The 18,899-nt window shown below is 59.5% G+C and carries 21 protein-coding genes and 1 other RNA gene; 18 read left to right on the top strand and 4 right to left on the bottom strand.

Going from position 1 to position 18,899, the window contains the following annotated elements; genetic code table 11:
* Positions 1–78: 78 nt before the first annotated feature.
* Genes FRH_RS15185 through FRH_RS15175 form a run of 3 tightly spaced genes read left to right on the top strand, consistent with a single transcriptional unit; the run spans position 79 to position 4,375 of the window.
* Positions 79–744: an ABC transporter ATP-binding protein gene (locus tag FRH_RS15185; protein WP_281997202.1), complete on the top strand. Its 666-nt coding sequence runs from the start codon at positions 79–81 to the stop codon at positions 742–744.
* Positions 741–3,218 carry an ABC transporter permease gene (locus FRH_RS15180; RefSeq protein ID WP_281997201.1) on the top strand — a complete coding sequence of 826 codons (2,478 nt, stop codon included), beginning with the start codon at positions 741–743 and terminating at the stop codon, positions 3,216–3,218. Before FRH_RS15185 ends, FRH_RS15180 begins: the two co-directional genes overlap by 4 nt.
* Entirely contained in the window at positions 3,215–4,375 is a 1,161-nt protein-coding gene (locus FRH_RS15175; protein ID WP_139527655.1) for a lipocalin-like domain-containing protein, read from the top strand. Before FRH_RS15180 ends, FRH_RS15175 begins: the two co-directional genes overlap by 4 nt.
* 7 nt (positions 4,376–4,382) lie before the next feature.
* Here FRH_RS15175 and FRH_RS15170 read toward each other — a convergent pair whose 3' ends face one another.
* Both FRH_RS15170 and FRH_RS15165 read right to left on the bottom strand, forming a co-directional pair.
* Positions 4,383–6,701, bottom strand: coding sequence for a putative inorganic carbon transporter subunit DabA (locus FRH_RS15170; protein ID WP_139527657.1), 2,319 nt, complete (start codon positions 6,699–6,701; stop codon positions 4,383–4,385).
* The gene (locus FRH_RS15165; protein ID WP_139527658.1) at positions 6,698–8,293 is read right to left on the bottom strand and encodes an NADH-quinone oxidoreductase subunit L; all 1,596 of its coding nucleotides are present in this window, start codon (positions 8,291–8,293) and stop codon (positions 6,698–6,700) included. Before FRH_RS15165 ends, FRH_RS15170 begins: the two co-directional genes overlap by 4 nt.
* Before the next feature lie 109 nt (positions 8,294–8,402).
* Here FRH_RS15165 and FRH_RS15160 point away from each other — a divergent pair, with 109 nt between their 5' ends.
* Positions 8,403–9,308: a LysR substrate-binding domain-containing protein gene (locus FRH_RS15160; protein WP_239295764.1), complete on the top strand. Its 906-nt coding sequence runs from the start codon at positions 8,403–8,405 to the stop codon at positions 9,306–9,308.
* A gap of 106 nt (positions 9,309–9,414) precedes the next feature.
* Here the strand turns inward: FRH_RS15160 and FRH_RS15155 are convergent, their stop codons facing one another.
* Complete coding sequence (locus FRH_RS15155) at positions 9,415–10,134, bottom strand: DUF6694 family lipoprotein (protein WP_281997200.1); 720 nt, start codon at positions 10,132–10,134, stop codon at positions 9,415–9,417.
* A gap of 669 nt (positions 10,135–10,803) precedes the next feature.
* A complete protein-coding gene (locus FRH_RS15150) occupies positions 10,804–11,457 on the bottom strand; it encodes an XRE family transcriptional regulator (protein ID WP_281997199.1) in 654 nt (217 codons plus the stop codon).
* 204 nt (positions 11,458–11,661) lie between these two features.
* Between FRH_RS15150 and FRH_RS15145 the strand changes: the two genes are divergently transcribed.
* From FRH_RS15145 to FRH_RS15080, 14 genes are all read left to right on the top strand, one after another.
* Positions 11,662–12,015: a helix-turn-helix domain-containing protein gene (locus FRH_RS15145; protein WP_281997198.1), complete on the top strand. Its 354-nt coding sequence runs from the start codon at positions 11,662–11,664 to the stop codon at positions 12,013–12,015.
* A gap of 2 nt (positions 12,016–12,017) precedes the next feature.
* Positions 12,018–12,455, top strand: a complete 438-nt coding sequence (locus tag FRH_RS15140; RefSeq protein WP_281997197.1) for a hypothetical protein — start codon at positions 12,018–12,020, stop codon at positions 12,453–12,455.
* Positions 12,452–14,509: a DNA-binding protein gene (locus FRH_RS15135; RefSeq protein ID WP_281997196.1), complete on the top strand. Its 2,058-nt coding sequence runs from the start codon at positions 12,452–12,454 to the stop codon at positions 14,507–14,509. Before FRH_RS15140 ends, FRH_RS15135 begins: the two co-directional genes overlap by 4 nt.
* Positions 14,510–14,548: 39 nt before the next feature.
* The gene (locus FRH_RS15130; protein ID WP_281997195.1) at positions 14,549–15,268 is read left to right on the top strand and encodes an ATP-binding protein; all 720 of its coding nucleotides are present in this window, start codon (positions 14,549–14,551) and stop codon (positions 15,266–15,268) included.
* Positions 15,269–15,271: 3 nt separating this feature from the next.
* On the top strand, positions 15,272–15,898 hold the full coding sequence (locus FRH_RS15125; RefSeq protein WP_281997194.1) for a hypothetical protein: 627 nt from the start codon (positions 15,272–15,274) through the stop codon (positions 15,896–15,898).
* Positions 15,895–16,278: a hypothetical protein gene (locus FRH_RS15120; protein ID WP_281997193.1), complete on the top strand. Its 384-nt coding sequence runs from the start codon at positions 15,895–15,897 to the stop codon at positions 16,276–16,278. Before FRH_RS15125 ends, FRH_RS15120 begins: the two co-directional genes overlap by 4 nt.
* Positions 16,275–16,910 (top strand): hypothetical protein, encoded by a 636-nt coding sequence (locus FRH_RS15115; RefSeq protein WP_281997192.1) that lies wholly within the window; start codon positions 16,275–16,277, stop codon positions 16,908–16,910. Before FRH_RS15120 ends, FRH_RS15115 begins: the two co-directional genes overlap by 4 nt.
* Entirely contained in the window at positions 16,907–17,332 is a 426-nt protein-coding gene (locus tag FRH_RS15110; protein WP_281997191.1) for a hypothetical protein, read from the top strand. Before FRH_RS15115 ends, FRH_RS15110 begins: the two co-directional genes overlap by 4 nt.
* Position 17,333: 1 nt before the next feature.
* Entirely contained in the window at positions 17,334–17,594 is a 261-nt protein-coding gene (locus tag FRH_RS15105; protein WP_281997190.1) for a hypothetical protein, read from the top strand.
* Positions 17,591–18,223, top strand: coding sequence for a DUF3164 family protein (locus FRH_RS15100; protein ID WP_281997189.1), 633 nt, complete (start codon positions 17,591–17,593; stop codon positions 18,221–18,223). The genes FRH_RS15105 and FRH_RS15100 overlap by 4 nt, the downstream gene beginning before the upstream one ends.
* Before the next feature lie 3 nt (positions 18,224–18,226).
* Positions 18,227–18,385 carry a hypothetical protein gene (locus tag FRH_RS15095; protein ID WP_281997188.1) on the top strand — a complete coding sequence of 53 codons (159 nt, stop codon included), beginning with the start codon at positions 18,227–18,229 and terminating at the stop codon, positions 18,383–18,385.
* A complete protein-coding gene (locus FRH_RS15090) occupies positions 18,382–18,618 on the top strand; it encodes a hypothetical protein (RefSeq protein ID WP_281997187.1) in 237 nt (78 codons plus the stop codon). Before FRH_RS15095 ends, FRH_RS15090 begins: the two co-directional genes overlap by 4 nt.
* Positions 18,615–18,824: a hypothetical protein gene (locus tag FRH_RS15085; protein ID WP_281997186.1), complete on the top strand. Its 210-nt coding sequence runs from the start codon at positions 18,615–18,617 to the stop codon at positions 18,822–18,824. The genes FRH_RS15090 and FRH_RS15085 overlap by 4 nt, the downstream gene beginning before the upstream one ends.
* Positions 18,823–18,892, top strand: an RNA gene (locus FRH_RS15080) — hammerhead ribozyme type II. The genes FRH_RS15085 and FRH_RS15080 overlap by 2 nt, the downstream gene beginning before the upstream one ends.
* Positions 18,893–18,899 lie beyond the last annotated feature (7 nt).

Below are 18,899 nucleotides of genomic sequence, written 5' to 3'. Positions count from 1 at the left end.
CAACGATAGACCCGTAACGCCCGAGAGGATTCCCTGTGCTTTGCTATAGTCAGGCTTCCTCTCTCCTAGGAGACACCTATGCTTGCTCTGCAACGGCTTCGTAAAACCTTCAGCACGCCTCAGGGCAAACTCCAGGTACTGGGTGGGGTCGACCTCCATCTCGCCCGCGGCGAAAGCCTCGCGCTGATGGGCGAGTCCGGTAGTGGCAAGTCCACCCTGCTCCATCTTGCCGCCGGCCTGGATACACCCGATAGTGGTCAAGTCGTTATCGATGGCCAGTCACTCTCCGAGCTCAATGAAACCCAGTGTGCCCTTCTCCGCCGTCAGCAGTTAGGGCTGGTGTTTCAGCAATTTCACCTCGTGCCGAGCCTGAACGTTGCCGACAACCTACGCTTGCAGGCAAGGCTAGCAAACAAAGAAGATCCTGGGTGGAGCCGTTATTTAATAGAGCGGTTAGGGCTTGCCGGGCGTGAAGCGCACTACCCCGAACAGCTTTCCGGGGGCCAGCAGCAGCGGCTTGCCATTGGACGAGCGCTCGCCGTGCGCCCGTCGCTCCTGCTGGCCGATGAGCCCACCGGCAATTTAGACGAGCAAACGGCGGGGCGCGTGCTGGAGCTGCTGCTTGAACTGGTCAAGGAGACCCGCTGCGCGATGTTGATGGTGACGCACAGTCGCCGCGTTGCTGCGCCACTGGATCGCTCCCTGCGTTTACATCGTGGCCAATTTCAGGACGCTGTCGCATGATGGGACGTGTACTGAGGACACTGCTCAGCCACTATAAGCGCCACCCGACGCAGTTGGCGATGCTACTAATAGGTTTATGGGTCGCCAGCGCGCTATGGAGCAGCGTGCAGGCGATTAACACCACTGCAAAAGAGAGCTATGCCCGCGCTAGCGCACTGTTCACTGCAAGCAGCGACCAGCTCGACCGCTTGGAAGGCGCACCGCTGGGCATGGACGACTACCTAGCGCTACGCCGGGCGGGACTGCCTGTTTCACCGCTGCTCGAAGCCACGATCCTCCACCAGGGCACCACCCTAACGCTACTGGGTATCGACCCCTTCACGCTCCCCTCCGGTGACGGCACTAGCTCGCTCACAGCGTTCATGACACCTCCTTGGCAGACACAGCTCGCAGCGGACTCCCTACCCTCCATTGGGCTGAACCGCGCGGACGCGCCAGGCGCAACACCCCTCCTTGGCGGATACCACTTACCGCCCTTAACGCTGCGTAATGATCTCCCTCCCGGCACACTGGTCATGGACATTGGCGCGCTATCTGCGCTGCTTGGCGAGCGGGCAACGCTTAGCTTGGTCGCCGAACCAGACGCCATTAGGCAACCCCCTAGCGGCTACCGAATGACCCGGGCGGCCAGCGTGGCCTCACCGGGCCAGTTGACCGATAGCTTCCATCTCAACCTGACGGCACTGGCTTTTCTTTCCCTGATCGTTGGACTATTTATCGTCCAAGCCACGCTTGGCTTGGCCATGGAGCAGCGGCTGGCGACGATGCGCACGCTACGGGCACTGGGAGTACCGGCCGCTACACTTACTGCCGCCATATTGTTGGAACTTTTAGTGTTAGGTGGCATTGGTGCCGCCGCCGGATTGGTCAGCGGGCTGTGGCTGGCAGGTAAACTCCTGCCTGATGTCGCTAGTACGCTAAACACACTCTATAGCACCGAGGTGCAGAGCGCCTTGAGCCTGCCTTGGCATTACTGGCTTGGAAGCCTCGCCATCACACTGGGTGGCTTGTTGCTTGCCGGTAGCGGTACGCTATGGCGTGCCGCCACGCTCGATGTGCTTGCCTTGGGCCATGACCACGCTTGGCGAAGCAGCTATCAGCGCCAGCTACGCCGCCTCACCATCGCGGGGGGCGCTGCAGCACTCACGACGCTGGGGCTGGCACTCTGGTTGAGCAGACTTCCTAGCGGCAGCGGCTTACTGCTGAGTTTTGGACTCGTCGCGGCTCTGCTACTGACCTGTGCGCTCTGCTTACCGCCGCTTCTTGACATCTTACTACGCTGCTTGCAGCGCATCTTTCGCCGCGCCGCCCTGCTGCAATGGTCCGTGGCCGATATGCAGCGGCAGCTTCCTCGACTATCGCTGGCCATGATGGCGCTCCTCATCGCCCTGGCTACGAATTTAGGGGTGAGCAGTATGGTCGGCGGCTTTCGGCTGACCTTTTTAGAGTGGCTGGACCAGCGTCTCACGGCTCCCCTATACATTAACGCCGCTCCCTCGACCCTAGCGCCCCTCAACATGTGGCTTCACGAACAAGCGAGCGTGTTGGACACTCTTCCCACCGCCAGAGGCACGGCGGAGGTACTCGACGTGAGCACGGCGTCCGCGCATCAAGCCCCTCCAGCAGGCGCTGTTTCGCTCTTCGGGATCCATCCCATACCCAGACTGACCGACTACTGGCCCCTGCTAGCCACCGAGCGAGGCATCTCTGCAGCTTGGCAAGCACTGCGCGAAGACGACGTATTCATCAACGAGCAAATGGCGTTTACCTATGGCTTTGTCCCCGGGGACACTCTGACACTCGCCACTCGACAGGGCAGCCAGGAAGCGACCATTGCTGCGATCTACCCTGATTATGGCAACCCGCAGTCGCAGATCGTCATGACCGTCGACGCGCTAACCCAACGCTTTGCGGGTGAGCTGGCTACCGTGGGGGTGGCTCTGCGAACCGACGCAGACGAAGCGCGGTTTCGTCGCGACCTCATGGATACGTTCGGCCTGTCAGGTGAGGCGCTGGTGGACCAGCAGGAGATCAAGCGAACGGCGAGGCAAATTTTCGAGCGCACCTTTACTATTACCCGCGCGCTCAATGCACTTACCCTCGGCGTGGCCGCCTTGGCACTGCTGGCCACACTGCTGGCCCAGGCGCATCAGCGCCAGCGTCATCTCGCCGCGCTATGGGCGCTGGGAGTGCCACGCAGGACGTTGGTGGTGCTACCGTTGATGCAGTTAGGCGGACTCTCGCTTCTCACCGGGCTATTAGCCCTACCGCTGGGCATTGCGATCACTTGGCTGTTGGTGGCCGTCATCAACGTCGCGGCGTTTGGCTGGCGATTACCGCTCCAACTGTTTCCCAGCGACATCATGACGATGTTGTTGACGGCGGTCGGAGTGGCACTGCTTGCGGCCATCCTTCCCTGCTGGAAGCTCTGGCGCAGCGCGCCTAGCACGTTGCTCAACGAAGGAGTCACATGAACAAACGCACCCAGCGAGCGTTGCTGACCGCGTGGATGATCGGCATGGCCACCCTGCTGGTGGGTTGCAGTGAGCCAAGTGACATGTCGTCCCCCCAAGCGGGCTTTGCTGGACTAGGAGCGGAGGCAGAAGGTTACGCCCAGGCTAGTGCCGAGACGCCGCTCGTTTTCCCCGACGACCACGGACCCCATCCCGACTACCGTATCGAGTGGTGGTATCTTACTGCCAATTTGGAGGATAGCGTCGGCCAGCCGCTAGGCCTTCAATGGACGCTCTTTCGCCAAGCACTGATGCCCCCCGATGAGCGTCCAGCGCCTATTGAGTGGGCCAGTGACCAAGTCTGGATGGCTCACATGGGATTATCTAAAGGGGGCACGCATTTGGCGGCGGAACGCTTTGCTCGCAGCCACAGTGAACAGTCCCAGGGTCAGGCGGGCGTCACGGCGTCGCCGTTTCAAGCTTGGATAGACGATTGGCGCTTTCAAAGTCCCGCCTCCGCGAACTTCGAGCACTTCACCCTTAGCGCCTACAGCGGTGAGGGCAATGAGCGCTTTGGCTACGCGCTAACGCTGTCGGCAAAAGGCCCGCTGGTGTGGCACGGCGACAACGGATTCAATGCCAAAACCGTGCAAGGCCAGGGGTCGCATTACTACAGCCAGCCCTATCTACAGATCGAAGGAAGCGTCACACTCAATGGCGAACAAACGAGCGTGACCGGCAGGGGCTGGCTGGACCGCGAGTGGAGTAGCCAACTACTCACCGCGGAGCAGACCGGTTGGGATTGGTTTTCCCTGCACTTGAACGATGGGCGCAAGCTAATGGCCTATCGGCTACGGGGCGGCGGAGAGAACGGCGGCGACTACTCGTTTGCCCATCTGTTCGACGCGAATGGCCACACCGAGCAGATAGGCTCCCAGGAGATTACCCTGGCCCCGCTTACGACCGAGCGCGTCGCGCAGCGCGATATACCGACGACCTGGCAATTGGAAATGCCCAACGCCGGGTTGGATCTCACGATCGAGGCCCGCCATCCCAATCGCTGGATGCCGACCACCGTGCCCTATTGGGAAGGGGATGTGACGGTGCGAGACACCATCACGCAAGAGGCGCTAGGAGTCGGCTATCTAGAAATGACCGGCTACGCAACGAGCAAATGAGCCGTATTCACTCGCGCTCGCCCGCGATGGGCTGCCAGCCTTGGGGTGAGTAGCGCTCCAGGCCATTTTCGCCCAATCGCGTTAGCCACAGCCAGCGGTGGTGAATCAACTCGGCAACGACCGGCTGGCGCTCGATGATGGCCTCGATACGCGCCTTGGGCGCATCCACGACCACCGTAAGACGCAGCGGTTCGTGGTGCAGCGTATCGCCATCGCGCAGCGACTGCTCTGGCAAACCGATACGTAGCTGGGGGGAGTTCCCTTCGATCACGCCCACGTGACCGCCCACCACCGAATGCAATAGCTTGTTGCCCCCACCGTACAGGTCGGGTACCACGGTCGACGCGTAGTACTGCAGATTGATCCAACTAGCGACCAGCATTGGCGCCATCATCAATCCTTCCAGTACGCTGCCTTCCGGGTCTTGCTCGGGGTAGTACTCGTGCAGAAAAGCGCGGCCATCCAACGCTTTACCTTGGGTGCGCGCCCTGGGCGCGAGAATCAACGCGGCGTTATTGACCAGACCCCACTCCGGGCGCGGCTGCGACCAGTCGGCGCCGCGCATGGCCATACTCTCCAAGCGCTCGGTGGCACCCTGTTTCTCGACGCCCAGAGCGGGAGCACGCTCCAAGCGGGTGGCCGCACCGGCGCGCTGGGCAGCAGTTTCGAAAGCCCTCAGTGCGCTTTCCAACGTCTCGGGCATCTGCTCGTCGTGATAGACGTGCACCCGGTCGGTCAGCGTACAGTGCGTCGCCGCTAGCGCGAAAAATGGCGAAGGCAGCACGATACCCATCTGTGGCAACGCCTGCTGAACCTCCGTGTCATTCAGTAGCGCAGCGGCGACCCGGGCATTCATGCCGCCACCCTGGCCGCCACAGGCACCGCAGGTCAGCCCGGCGTGGTGGGGGTTGTTGTCACTTTGTGAATCGTGCCCCACCAGTACCAACAGCGAAGCGCTTGGGTGCCCCAAGAGCGTGAGCAGGTTTTTCGCCAGAGCCACCTTGTCATGGCCTGCAATCGGTTCGCCGTCGTAGGTATGAAACAACCCTTCGGGCGCCTCGCACTGCGGCACCGGTGCCTGCTTGCGCAGACTGTCTTTGATCAGCTTCCAGCCCCAGGCAATCCCGGTGGTCTCGACGAGCGTGAACGTCGAGAGCGGCGCGTATTTGGCATGGCGTACGCTTTGACGCTGGCTCTCTTGCTGATAGCGCTGAATGCCTTGTGCATGAGGATCAGGCGTGCCGATGCGGTAGGCGGGCTTCAGCAGCCCCGGCACGCGGGGTTGAGCCCGCTCGGGGCCGGTGTCCGCATCGGCGACCGGCATGCCGAAAAACCCGGCTACCCCAAGCGTGCCCACCGAGGCGTCGGCGTTCTCCAAGTGGCGACGAAAGCGCTCCGAACGTACGTCGATACAAAACGCAGCTTGCACCTTGGGTACGTGGGGCAGCGGCTCACTCGGTGCCGCCAGCACCGATGCAAGCGCGCGCTGATACCCCAGCTCATAGGCGTGCTGCCAGCACCACAGCGCCTCGTGTAGGTCAAGCGTGCTCTGCCCGGTTTGCCACTGGGAAAACCATTCTCTTCGCTGAACGGTGGTGAGCTGATCGACTCCGAGCCACTCCCAAACCAGCGCCATGGCCGCCAGCTGGTGTATTCCAGCACTCGGCTGTTGATCAGCCGAGTGCCACCCAATCCCCTGACACCAGGAAGCCCAGCCGTTGACTCTCAATAGCAGCGTATGGGTCAACGCCTCGAAGGCCTCTGGCGTCAGCGCCCAATCCGCTGCGACCTGCTCGACCGCGGCCATGGGCTCATCGGGCAGCGTCCGTAGCGACTGGCGAAGCGTTTTAGGCCAGCGTAAATCGTGCTGTACCGTATGTTTCCAGAAGGGATACAGCGACTCCCCAGTAGGATTTGACCAGCGCTGCTGATGCTGGTCGAAGTAGCTGGCGCAGCTTTCTGCAAGCGCATTGAACCCATCGTGCCCTTTCAGCACCTCCCAGGCGCTGCGCAGCGGCGTGGCTGCTTTCGGCGGAGATGCCAAGTAGCCGACTAGGCTCTGTTCACTGTAAGCATAGCCGCCCTGACGCAGCGCTTGCTGCACATCCTGAGATGTGATGCGCCCCGCCTCCCATGCATGGCGATAAAACTCGGCGGGCATGGTCATTGGCTGCCCAGCACGGCGGCTCAACGCTTGGCTCACCTGCTCGATGGGCTGATGTTTGAGCCCCCACCAAGGGTTGACCGCAATCCACTGATCCAGAGGCCATACCGGGGCAATGGCGTCGGTGGCACGCTTCAAAGCATCGAGGTACGACGACGTCATGACCACTCTCCTTTCAAACCGTGGGCCAGCGGTGCAGGACGTGACCAATCATGAATGGGAGCAATGGCATCGACGGCGCGCTGGAACGGCAGCGCCAAGTAGAGGCCTTGGCTAAAGTGAACCCGCCAGCGCGCCACACAAGCCGCCTGCGGAAAGAGCGTGACCGCTCCGGCGGCCAGCACCAAACTCGCCAGCATCAGCGTGCCCAGCAAGCCCGCCATCAGCGTCAAGGGGGCATACGCACTGGGTAGCGCAGGCGCGAGCATGCTGTGAAGCAAGGCATACAGTGGCACCAGCCCCAGCGCCATGACGAATAGCGCTAAACGCTTGCGCTTTGCCGTGCCCACGGGCATGCCCAATAGCGTGCTACCCACGGCCAAGCTCAGCAGTGCCCCGAGTAGCGGGTTGTGGCTTACCAGCGTGGGGAACACGGCCAATACCACTGCGGCAAGCGCAGCCGCAGGCAGCGCAAGGGCCAGTCGCTGACGGATCGGGGCCAGCGGCAAGCGCTCACAGCGAGCCGCACGGGCGGTACGGCCAGACGCCAAGAACGAGTGAGCTTTGTAGAGCGAGTGCGCCAGCAGATGCGCCAACGCCAGGGTGTAGGCACCGACGCCGATTTCGAACAGCATGAAGCCCATCTGCGCACAGGTCGACCAGGCCAGCGCGTGCTTGACAGACGTTTGGGTCAGCATCGTCATGACGGCCACCAGAGCCGTGAAACCACCCACGGCGATGAGCAGATAGTGCCCCAGCGTCAAGCCATCGAAGACTGGAAATAGACGTAGCCACACGAAGCCCCCCAAGTTGATCACCCCTGCATGCAGCAGCGCCGACACGGGCGTGGGTGCTTCCATGACTTTGATTAGCCAGCCGTGCATGGGCACCTGGGCACACTTACACAGTGCCGCCACCGCCAGGGCAACGGAGGCCGCCTCTACCTGCCAGCCACCTGAGCCAGCGGCAGCCGCGGCAAACAGTTCGGGCAGTTCGAACGTGCCAAAACGCGCATAGAGCAGCGCTACCGCTGCGATCAGCGCAATATCGCCGATACGGCTGACGACGAATTTCTGCCAGGCCGCCCGCTGCGCCTCCACACGCTCGGGATAGAGTGTCAAGAGATGGTGCAAGGCAACACTGACGCCGACCCAGGCAATCAACATCACGACCAAGTGATGGGTAAACACCAACAGCATCACGCTGGCGAGGACGACCAGACACCACGGCAAAAAGCGACGCTCTCCCCGGTCACCTTTCAAGTAGCCCTCGGCAAAGCGCAGTAATACGGTACCCAGCAGGCTGATGAGCAGCGCCATCCACACCGCCAAACCGTCGGGGTACAATCCTAAAGGCTGGGCGGTTTCGGGCAGGCCGGTCGGTAACCCCCAGGCATCCATCAAAAGCAGCGCGCCCACGGCAAGGCTCGCTACCAGCGCACTTAGGGTCAGTAGACGGCCCGCTTTCCATGCACGGCCTAGCGATTTGGAGGTGCCAGCTCGGGCGCTCGCGCCTGCCACTACCAGTAGCGATACCGGAATCAGTAGCCATAACGCGAGCAGTGCCAGCACCGCGAAGTCGATGAATTGAGGCATAGCCGTTCTCCCTTGGTCGTATCCCAAAGACTATGCCGCCCTCGTCACCATATAAAAAATAGTTTATATCTGATAAAACGTTCGCTAAAAAAGAACGAAAAGACCCACCTTGCTGAGATCTCCTGCCATGAAGCTCAACTACCACCATCTTTACTACTTTTGGCAAGTGGCAAAATTAGGCCATCTCACCCGCACGGCCGAGGCGCTGCATGTCTCTCAGTCGTCCCTCTCGCAGCAGATTCGTCAGTTAGAGGAGCGCTTGGGCCAAGCGCTGTTCATTCGAGAGGGGCGCCAGCTGCATCTTTCCGAAGCCGGCAGGCTCGCCTTCGATTACGCCGAGGCCATTTTTACCCAGGGAGAAGAGCTCAGCGCGCTGTTCGCCGAGGGTGGCCACGCCCACCGCGAGGTCGTTCGCGTGGGGGCGGTCGCCACGCTGTCGCGTAACTTTCAGGAGGGGTTCGTAAGGCCGCTTCTAGGTCGAGACGATTTGGATTTGATTTTGCAAAGCGGTGGGCTCGACGACCTGCTCAGACGGCTTTCTGCCCATAAGCTCGACGTGGTGCTCTCGAACCAGCCCGTTCGCGGCGATAGCGAACACCCCTGGCACTCTCAGCGACTGGCGCGCCAGCCTGTGAGCCTGATCGCCACGCCTCATCTTTCCCCCCCGCCCATATTTCCTAGCGCGCTAAACGGGCATGCTTTCATCTTACCCGGCGTGGAAAACGCTACGCGCCACGCGTTCGATCAGCTTTGCGGCCATCATCGTCTCACGCCCAAAATCGCCGCCGAGGTGGACGACATGGCCATGATGCGTCTGCTGGCGCGGGATACCCAGCACATCGCCGTCATGCCACCGGTCGTCGTGCGTGACGAGCTCAATAACGGAACGCTCAAAGATTACGGCGCGCTCCCCGGCGTCTGGGAAGAGTTCTACGCCATTACCATCCAGCGCCGGTTCGAGTCGCCTAGCTTGAAAGCGCTGTTAACACGCACGGGGGAATCGCTGCTGGATTGAGCCAGAAGTGAACGTAACGCAATTCGCTAAGTTTGGCTAGGAATCGTGGACAGCTTAATTGGCATCAAAAAAACCCGCCGAAGCGGGTTTTTAGGCACCATTTACGTCAAGGTCTTTCCCAAAGCATGCTCCCTGAGGGATCGTCCAGGCGAAGCACCTCAATACTTAGACTGGCGTCATCACCAATCGATGGGTTGCCCCATGGGCCAGTGCTATCGGGCGCTAAATTCCATTCCAACGTTTCGCCCGGCTCGATACCGCCAGAAATGGTGTAGTAGAACGTCTCGTCGACCCAAGGCACCGAACGACCTGGGCTTTGCAATACACCTCGGAAGTGCGCCCTCGCGACTGGCTCGCCAGTGTTGTTGGTCACGCGCAACGTTATCACGGGAGCAGCATTCAACGAGTCATCTTCAATCAACTGGTACTCGGCGCTTTCGATAACGAAGCGGTCCAGCATTTCTTGCGCAATGGGAATGTCAAGATCGTCAGCCTCTTTGCTTTTCTCGGGGAGCTCTCCCGCGAGTTCGAGCACCTCAGGGCCGCTAAGGCCGTGCAGACTGCGACGAGCCTCTGTGGCCATGTCTTCAAGTTCATCATCACTTAGCTCGCTGATCTCGACAATCGTCATCCCTTGCTGAGATCGACGCATCAACAGAGCTTCGACGGCTTCGTTAAAGCGCTCTGCCTCTGCTTCATCTAACGAGGCGCGAATTTCTTGAAGTGACCTGTCGAAATAGCGCGGGTTTGAGCCGTCAATGGTCGGTTCTGCATGGGCAATGCCTGACATGGCCAACGCTATCGCTAGAGCTAATACCCGTTTCATAAACTCACCGTCCTATTGGTTGAGGTATCAACATAAGCCAAATGGCCGCGTTTGGACATTCTCAACTTTCATGGCCAAGCTACTCATAAGTCTTGATGGTCTTGATGGATTTACTGAGCTGTAATCCTACATTCTGCCAATAATACTGCCCCACACGTTGCTGAGGTGTACCTTTTGGCATGAACTCAATGTAGTCACCCGTTGGTCAAATCTCCATAACGGAGCCAGACGCACGAGCCTTGCGATGTGGTTTGATGCGTAATTTCATGTGTTAGCTTTTATGTTCCGCCCGCACCTACAGGTGTCCGCAAAACATCATTAACCTAAAGCTTGTGCTCATTATCCGTTAGAGACATCGCATTCTCCTGTTGAATTCCCATCATCTCAACAGAGGATTGTTAGTTGCTACATGGATTAGAGCAAAATCGTACCAGATGTGTGGGTTAGCAGGAGATATGGCACAGCGGCCTAATGTGGGACTATAAACAACAAAGAGGGATAAGGTGGGACGAGCGGCGAAATTTAGCGCCATAGATTCAGAGAGTTACATGCAGGTAGCCAGTATAAAGCTCCAGCAAGATAGACGCCAGCAGTGCCAAAGATGCGCAAATTGAAAAATAGGCCGTTCCTATGTGGAGCGGCCTTTTTCGTTAGATGTTTGGCACAGCCTCACAACCACCCTGCAGACCAAACAGCCCGCCCGATAATCTCCAGCTCTGCCAGGCGGTCACGCGGTACGATCACCTTATCGTACGCGCTGTTGGCGCTGATGATGGCGACCCCATCAAAGTTACGCTGTAACCGCTTGGCGTAGAGGTGTCCATCCAGACGCAGGATATAGATACCCTCACCCTCAATCGTGGTGCGCGTGTGATCGATCAGCACCGTGTCACCGCTGTGCAGTACCGGTTCCATGCTATCACCGTCAATGCGGATCGCTGAGAGGTGATCCGGCGTCAGCCCCTGCTTGCGCAGTGAGTAGCGCGTGAAGCTGATATGCGTGAGCACACGACAGTTCTCATTCCAGGCACCCGCCCCAGCGCTGCACTGCGCGTCATACAACGGCACAAAGGCGTAGTCCTCCATGCCTTGCACGTCTGCCGTACCGTTCGCCTCATCACCAAACGCTAGCCACTGCATATCTTTGCCCAACGCATTAGCAATTTGCGCTAGGCGATCAAGCGTCGGATAGGTATCACCGCTCAGATAACTGCGTATCGCACCCTCAGAAAGACCACACCTGCGTGAAAAAGCGCGCGCACTCTCTCCTCCGAGCACGCTTTTCAAGCGTGCGGGGAAGCATCCGATTCCATCAGTAGGCATCGGATGCTGACCTTCATCTTGCTGCTCAATATCCTTTTCTTCGTAACCCACTGTTTTAAAACCTTATACGCATAAAAAAGCGCAAAATACGCAATTAAAAACAACGGATGCTCATTTATCCGCTTGATGTGCGTTTTTATCCGCGTTATGTTTATGGGGAACCACAGGTTAGACACCCCAAAAAAACGCCACTGAGGTGACGCCATGAACAGAGAAATTCCAATCAATCCATCTCAGCGTTGGGAGTGGCTGAAATATCAGCTGCGAAGCAAAGGCTACAGCTTGCGCAAATTAGGCGACGAGCTAGGCGTCACCGATAACGCAGTCCAGCTAGCTAAGTACACGCCCTACCCCCGCATGGAGCGCGCTATTGCCAAAAAGCTTGGCTTTGCTCCACAAGCTATTTGGCCAGAGCGCTGGAACCATGATGGAACCCCCTGCCGAGAGCGCCCCAACCGTTCAGAAAAGCTGACAGTCGTAAAAGCGCAAAAACGTTTATGCGACAAGGATAGCGTTTCTAACGCTTCGGCGCATCGTCAAATGGCGCAGGGAGCGTAGCCATGAAGCGCGTCAAAGACACCCAAACGCTAGACATCTTTGAGGTACCGGCTCCAGTCGTGCCTGCACCAGGTAGCGGTAACTACGCCGCTCAGGTGAGTGAGCTAGTAGGGGTAGTTCTCAAAGAGTGCCCCGTTGACCGTTATGAGGTGGCGGCGCAAATGAGCCGTCTATCGGGTGACGACGTTTCCAAACACATGCTGGACGCCTGGAGTTCTCCTGGACGTTGTGACCACAACATCCCCTTCTACCGCATTCCGCTATTAGAAGAAGTTTGTCAGAGCCACATTTTTACCAATTGGCTAGTGCATCAGCGTGGTGGCCGAGTGGCCTATGGCCGTGAAGCACTCGCTGCGGAATATGGCAAACGCCAGCAAATGCTCGAAAAGCTCAAGCAAGACATGAAAGAGCTGAAGCGTTTAATGGGAGATGTGGAATGAACTGGTTCACCGCCAAAGAGCTGGCAGGTCTACCAGGGCTGCCTGGCACCGAACGAAACGTGCGCGAATACGCCAAGCGCCATGGTTGGGAAGGCCAACGCCGCATAGGCAGCAAGGCCGTGGAATACGCCTTCGCCGTACTCCCCAAAGAAACCCAGAACGCCCTGCTGCTGGCACAGGCGGATAAAGCCGCGCCCACGCCTGCTAGCACCGTTGCGCCGCCGCAAGAAGAGCAGCGCCCAGGCCAGCAACAACTGACCGATGCACAGCGCCAAGTGATGGGTGCCCGCGTTGCGTTCGTCCGCGAGATCGAGCGCATGAGCAAGATGGTCAGCCAGCAGCGCGCAATCGAAACGTTAGTCGCTCACGCCCAAGCCGACGATCTAACGCCTTACCTCAAACAGCGGGTAGTGCTAGCCAACGACCGTAAAACAGAAACTCGCACCCTTAGCGAGCGCACCCTCAAGCGCTGGATCGCTGACTTCCGCAAGCACGGTGAACGCGGCCTAGCGCCCAAACGCCGTAAGGCCGATATGAGCATGCCGCCGTGGGCGGGCGATTTTCTCAAGCGCTACCAGAAGCCGCAAAAGCCCAGCGTGGAAGCGGCCTACCAGTTGCTGGTCGAACAGACTGAGCCGCCACACCCTTCCATACATCAGGTGCGCCGCTGGCTAGCCAAGCTTTCACCGGAAGCGCGTGAGCGTGGCCGCATGGGTGCCCACGAGCTGAAAGCTCTACAGCCCTTCAAGCGCCGCACCAGCGACGCGCTACTGCCGAATGACGTGTGGGTAGCGGATGGCCACACCTTCGATGCCGAAGTGATCAACCCGCTCACCGGCCAAGCCTTCCGACCCGAGATCACCTTAATCATCGATTGGGGCACCCGCCGCATCGTTGGCTTTGCCCTCAACTTGGCCGAATCCACCGTGGCCACGCTGGATGCACTGCGCGATGCCGTGAGCCGCGTCGGCATGTTCAACCTGTTTTACGTCGATAACGGCAGCGGCTTTGACAACGCCACTGTTTATGAAGTGGTCGACCGCCTAGGGGGCAGCATCACCCACTCACTGCCTTATAACTCCCAGGCACGCGGCGTCATTGAGCGCGCCCACAAAACCATCCTAGTGAAACTAGCAAAACAAATGCCCAGCTTTATTGGCGCAGATATGGATAAAGAAGCCGCCACTAAGGCCCACAAGTTCAGCCGCCGCGATATTAAACAAGGGTTAAAGCCCGCCTTTATTCCCACGTTTCAAGAGTTCTTTGACCGCTTAAACGACGCCTTAGATACCTATAACCATCGGCCCCACAAAGGGCTGCCCAAAGTGCGCGACTTAGACAGCGGCAAGCTGCGCCACCAAAGCCCCATGGAGGCCTGGAAAAGTGCCGAGGCCGAAGGCTTTGAAGCGCTCACCGCGCCCTCCGATGTCGTTGCCTCGCTCATGCGCCCGCAAGAAGTGCGTAAAACCAACCGTGGCGAAGTGCGCATCAATGGCGGCGTCTACTTCATGGACGCCCTACGCGACTTCCACGGCGAAGAGATCCGCGTGGCCTGGGATTACCGCGACACCGGTTGCGTCGGCATCTTCACCCTGGAAGGTGAATACCTCGGCGATGCCCAGCTAGATGGCAACGCCACACCCGCGATGCCCGCCAGCATGATCGAACGCGCCGCCGAAAAACGCGAAAAAGGCCAGCTCAACCGCTTGGTGCAAAAAGCCAAGGTGGTCACCGGCAGCGATGTGGAAATCAAAACGATTACCCCCGCCGCCCGCCAATCAGACGAAAAGCAGGCAGCCCAAGGCCGCGCCTACGCCAAGCAACTGGCGGATCAAGGCACACGCTTTCAGATACCCCACAACAAGATGGAGCGCTATCGGCTCTGGAAGAAGCTGGATGGACAACTACAGCAAGGAGAAGAAGTACCCGAAGCCGCCCGCGAATGGCACGAGCGTTACCAGCACCACAACGATTTAAAAGCCATCGCCAAAGTGATGGATACCGAAATGGATGCAGGTGGGCGGCAACCCACCCGCACCCGACGGGCCGTCTGAACCACGGCCCATGACACCCGCAGCAATTAAGGAACTGATATGAGCGTCAACACCATTGTACCACTCACTAACGTTGGCCTACTGGCAGCCGCTGTCGAAAGCGCCGCCAACCGCCCACCAGAACTACCCGGCTTAGTGGTCATGTACGGCCCCAGCGGCTACGGCAAAAGCCTAGCAGCCGCCTATGCCGCCAACATGCACCGCGCCTACTACGTCGAGTGCCGCGAAAGCTGGACGAAGAAAGCGTTCGTGGTCGCCATACTACGCGAGATGGGCATCATCCCCATGAAGACGCTCAGCGAGATGGTCGACCAGATCGCGGAGCAGCTCTCCCGCTCTGGCCGCCCGCTGATTATTGATGACGTTCAGTACGTCATCGACAAAGCCGCCGCCAACGTCCTCACCGACATCTATAACGCCAGCCAAGGCACCCTGATTCTGATCGGTGAAGAGCGCGTGCCTGCCTCCATGGCTCGCCTGGAGCGCCTGCATAACCGCGTACTGGAATGGGTGCCCGCCCAAGCCGCCAGCCTAGACGACGTGTGCGCCCTAGCCGCCAAGAGCTACCCCGATATCACCATCGAAGACGACCTGCTGAACGCCATCAACAACCGCGTTAAAGGCTGCCTGCGCCGTGTGGCGGTGAACCTCTACCAGATCCACTCCGAAGCCAGCGCTCAAGGCTGGAAGACAGTGGGCCTACGCGAGTGGAGCGAGCAAGACATCCACACCGGCCAACCACCGGCGCGGAGGGGTTAAGGCATGGCGAAACAAACGCAACTCACCGCCCAAGGCCTCAAGGGAGACCGCCAAGCAATGTGGGAAGCTATCCGCAGCTTCCACATCCAAGGCCGATCTTTTTCGATCACTGACGTATGGGAACACATTGCGATCGGTGTTTCGCAAAACCGAGTACGTGACTACTTCACCGGCCTCAAAAAAGCAGGCTTTATCGAATGCACGGCATTTCCGAAAGGAGGATCTCGCTACTACACCTTGGTGAAAGACATTGGTGTAGAAGCTCCCCGTGTACGGCGCGATGGCACTCTCCCCCCACCCCTAGGCAGGGAACAGATGTGGCGCACCCTGAAAATCATTGGTGAGTGTACCGCTGCCGAACTCGCAGATGCCGCCAGTACTCCCGAAGTGTCGGTCAGCCATGAAACCGCCATCGAGTATCTGCGTTACCTCACTTATGCCAAATACGTGACGATCACCCGCCAAGCAACGGCAGGCACGGGGGCCGTTAACGCTAAGTACCGGTTCAACGCCAGCCGCTGGACAGGGCCGATTGCCCCACAGATCCGACGCACTCAACAGCTCTTCGACCCCAACACCAACGAAGTAGTGTACAGCCGCGTCACCAAAACCGAAGGGGGCGAGCCATGAACGCCATTCGCCGCACACGCGCCGTAGATATTTCCAACTGGGGCGAAGAGCCGCCCCGCTGGATCACCCTGCTGGCCAACGAGGTACGCGCCACCAATCGCAAGATGGCCGGTGATCGTATCGGCGTATCGCGCAGCGCGGTCTCTTTGGCACTGGCTAACCGCTACCCCAGCCCATCTACTAGCAGCATCGAAAAGAAGGTGCTGGAAGCGCTAGACGGCCTGAACTGCCCCGCGCAGGAACGCACCATCAGCGTTGAACAATGCCGCGAGTACCGCTCGCGCCCAGCGCCCACCCACAACCCCATGGCCATGCGCCTATGGCGCAGCTGCCAAACCTGCCCGAACAACCCCGACCGCCAGCAGGGAGAAGACCAATGACCCTCAAAGCCACCTGCCCTGAATGCGGCATGAGCGGCGACATGGCCGCGTTCGTCACCCAAGGCGAACACAACCAGGCACTAGCCGCCGCGCTAGAGATGCCCGCCTTGCTGAGCAGCCGCATCGTGCGCTACCTCGGCATGTTCCGGCCCAAATCGCGCGCCCTGGCCAGCGCCAAAAGCGCCCGCCTGCTGGGCGAGCTGAAAGACGTCATCACCAGCGGCGTGATTGAGCGTAAAGGCATCACCCGTGAAGCGCCGCTCAAGGTCTGGGTGATGGCGCTGGATCAACTGCTAGAGCGCCCACCCAGCAACCTACCGCTCACCGGCCACGGCTACCTCTATGAGGTAGTGGCCAACTGCGCCGACCGCCACGCCACCGACGTGGAAAAGCAGAGAGAGGAGCAAGTTCGTAGCGGTGCCAAACAGCCTGCAAGCCGCGCCGCCGTTGCCCCCCTGCGCGAGCGTTCCACCGATGACGTACTTGCCGAACACGAACGGTTAGCCCAGCGCAAAGCGCACGTTACTCATCAGCGCCCGCCGCAACACGACAAAGCCGCTGAAAAAGCCAACGCCCCCAAACGCCTGAGCGACCTACTCAAAGGGGCAGCCAGTCAGGGAGAACAACAATGAATACCTACACCGACAGCGAACTGGAGTACTACGCCGACCGCTTCATGCGTCTGCGCATCTTCCGCCACGGCATCAACTTGGCGCAGTACATGGCAAACCCAGTGGCCTACGAGCTGCTCGACCTCCCGGTTGAACCGCTACTACCCACACAGCAAGCGGCCATGTTGCGCATTTGGCAGCGCTGGGACACTGGCCTAGCAGCGGCATCCGAAACCGCCAATGAAGACGACGACATCGAGATCCAAGCCGCCGCCTGGGACTGGCGCGACCTGCTCGACCGCTGGCGTGAAGAAACCGCCGAAGCCGAGCGCGCCTTAGACCGCATGAGCCAGCGCAACGGCGCATACGTCGAACCCATGCGCCACCACCGCCACCATGGCCGCAACCGCACCGCCGCCAACTTTGCACGCAAGGGAGCCTGATATGAGCACACACACCGCCAACCCCGTGCTGCGCCTGATCGACACCGACGAAATCGGCACCGCCAGCGTAAGCCAACTGCTGCACGACCTGGGCGCCGACAGCGCTGAACAGGTCGCGGTAGGCATCACTCGCAGCCACCAATTTGAACCGTTCGCCGCTCTGATCTGCCTGCACGGCCCCCACACCCAGCGCTATCTCGACGCCATTAACAACGTCACGCGGGATATCAAACTCGACCAACGTTTTGGAGCCAACCAATGAACAGCCCAGCCACTGATACCACCCAGATCCCCGACGGCTACCGCATGGATGCTAAAGGGCGACTGATCCCCGAAGAGAGCATCAAGCCGATTGATCAGGCCCGTGATGAACTCGCCATCGAGCTGGTGACCAAGGCCATCGAGCTGAACCGACAACTGCAGCAGTTCAAAGCCGCCGCCTTTGGCGACATCGAAACATTCGTGCAGCTCTCTGCCGAGCAGTACGGCGTCAACGTGGGCGGCAAGAAAGGCAACGTCACGCTGCTGAGCTTCGATGGCCGCTACAAGATTCAGCGCCAAGTAGCTGATCACATCACCTTCGATGAGCGCCTCGAAGCTGCTAAGGGCTTGATTGATGAATGCTTGAAGGATTGGACGTCCGGCGCTGGGCACGAAGTGAAAACCATCGTTCAGGACGCCTTTCGCACCGACAAGCAAGGCAACCTGCGTACCGGCGCGGTGCTAGCCCTGCGCCGCCACGACTTCGACGACAAGCGTTGGCTCAAAGCCATGGATGCCATCGCCGACGCGGTGCAGGTCACCGGTTCCAAAAGCTACGTGCGGATCTACGAGCGCATCGGCGATACCGAGCGTTACCAGCCTATCAGCCTGAACATCGCGGAGGTGTAACCCATGCCCAGCAAGTGCGCCTATTTCTACCAGCTACAAGAACGCGGCATCAGTGCCGCGCAGGCCAAGCAGTGGCTCAAGAAGAACCCGATGCCGCGTAACTGGAAACACAGCGCTTGGCGTTGGGCCGCTGAGAACATGACCGACGAGGTGACCCAATGAGCACCGTTTTGAATGCCTCCTCCATCCGCGTTAGCCCCGCCATGGGCGGCTTTGTTGCCACCCTGCGCGGCAAACGTGCCACTGGTATCACGCACCGCGACGCAGCTCTCAACGTAGCGCGTCAGGTGTATGGGCCAAAGGTCAACGTACGCAGTGATTACCTGCGCGATGCAGATCCACTCGCGGGTATCCAGTACCGCTACCACATCACCCACCAGCGAGGTGTGGCATGAGCGAGAAAGTAAAAACCAGCACCAAGGCCATGATCACGATTGAGCCTAACGAAGGTGGCGGCTTCACGGTATGCGCCGGATTCAATGGCGATAAAGCCGAGACGCCACAGCTGAAACAGGCAGGCAAGTTAGCGCTGCTGGGAATGCTGGCCATCAAAGAGGCCTTGGAAGAAGTCGGCGGCACCACTCCAACCACCCTCCATTAAGCGAAACGCCCTGCCAATAGCGGGGCGTCTGCTGGGCGTGGTGGCCCAGCACTGATGAGCAGCCAAGGGGAGAGA

This window comes from Halomonas sp. A020, from assembly GCF_027943625.1.
Lineage (GTDB): Bacteria > Pseudomonadota > Gammaproteobacteria > Pseudomonadales > Halomonadaceae > Vreelandella > Vreelandella piezotolerans.
Note: the sequence above shows the minus strand (reverse complement) of the source record. Positions and strands in the feature narration are given on the sequence as shown.

Bases quoted from the DNA above. Each gene is read 5' to 3' on its own strand.
- FRH_RS15185 (WP_281997202.1), top strand. From the start codon at position 79: ATGCTTGCTCTGCAACGGCTTCGTAAAACCTTCAGCACGCCTCAGGGC.
- FRH_RS15180 (WP_281997201.1), top strand. From the start codon at position 741: ATGATGGGACGTGTACTGAGGACACTGCTCAGCCACTATAAGCGCCAC.
- FRH_RS15175 (WP_139527655.1), top strand. From the start codon at position 3,215: ATGAACAAACGCACCCAGCGAGCGTTGCTGACCGCGTGGATGATCGGC.
- FRH_RS15170 (WP_139527657.1), bottom strand. From the start codon at position 6,701: ATGACGTCGTCGTACCTCGATGCTTTGAAGCGTGCCACCGACGCCATT.
- FRH_RS15165 (WP_139527658.1), bottom strand. From the start codon at position 8,293: ATGCCTCAATTCATCGACTTCGCGGTGCTGGCACTGCTCGCGTTATGG.
- FRH_RS15155 (WP_281997200.1), bottom strand. From the start codon at position 10,134: ATGAAACGGGTATTAGCTCTAGCGATAGCGTTGGCCATGTCAGGCATT.
- FRH_RS15150 (WP_281997199.1), bottom strand. From the start codon at position 11,457: ATGCCTACTGATGGAATCGGATGCTTCCCCGCACGCTTGAAAAGCGTG.
- FRH_RS15145 (WP_281997198.1), top strand. From the start codon at position 11,662: ATGAACAGAGAAATTCCAATCAATCCATCTCAGCGTTGGGAGTGGCTG.
- FRH_RS15140 (WP_281997197.1), top strand. From the start codon at position 12,018: ATGAAGCGCGTCAAAGACACCCAAACGCTAGACATCTTTGAGGTACCG.
- FRH_RS15135 (WP_281997196.1), top strand. From the start codon at position 12,452: ATGAACTGGTTCACCGCCAAAGAGCTGGCAGGTCTACCAGGGCTGCCT.
- FRH_RS15130 (WP_281997195.1), top strand. From the start codon at position 14,549: ATGAGCGTCAACACCATTGTACCACTCACTAACGTTGGCCTACTGGCA.
- FRH_RS15125 (WP_281997194.1), top strand. From the start codon at position 15,272: ATGGCGAAACAAACGCAACTCACCGCCCAAGGCCTCAAGGGAGACCGC.
- FRH_RS15120 (WP_281997193.1), top strand. From the start codon at position 15,895: ATGAACGCCATTCGCCGCACACGCGCCGTAGATATTTCCAACTGGGGC.
- FRH_RS15115 (WP_281997192.1), top strand. From the start codon at position 16,275: ATGACCCTCAAAGCCACCTGCCCTGAATGCGGCATGAGCGGCGACATG.
- FRH_RS15110 (WP_281997191.1), top strand. From the start codon at position 16,907: ATGAATACCTACACCGACAGCGAACTGGAGTACTACGCCGACCGCTTC.
- FRH_RS15105 (WP_281997190.1), top strand. From the start codon at position 17,334: ATGAGCACACACACCGCCAACCCCGTGCTGCGCCTGATCGACACCGAC.
- FRH_RS15100 (WP_281997189.1), top strand. From the start codon at position 17,591: ATGAACAGCCCAGCCACTGATACCACCCAGATCCCCGACGGCTACCGC.
- FRH_RS15095 (WP_281997188.1), top strand. From the start codon at position 18,227: ATGCCCAGCAAGTGCGCCTATTTCTACCAGCTACAAGAACGCGGCATC.
- FRH_RS15090 (WP_281997187.1), top strand. From the start codon at position 18,382: ATGAGCACCGTTTTGAATGCCTCCTCCATCCGCGTTAGCCCCGCCATG.
- FRH_RS15085 (WP_281997186.1), top strand. From the start codon at position 18,615: ATGAGCGAGAAAGTAAAAACCAGCACCAAGGCCATGATCACGATTGAG.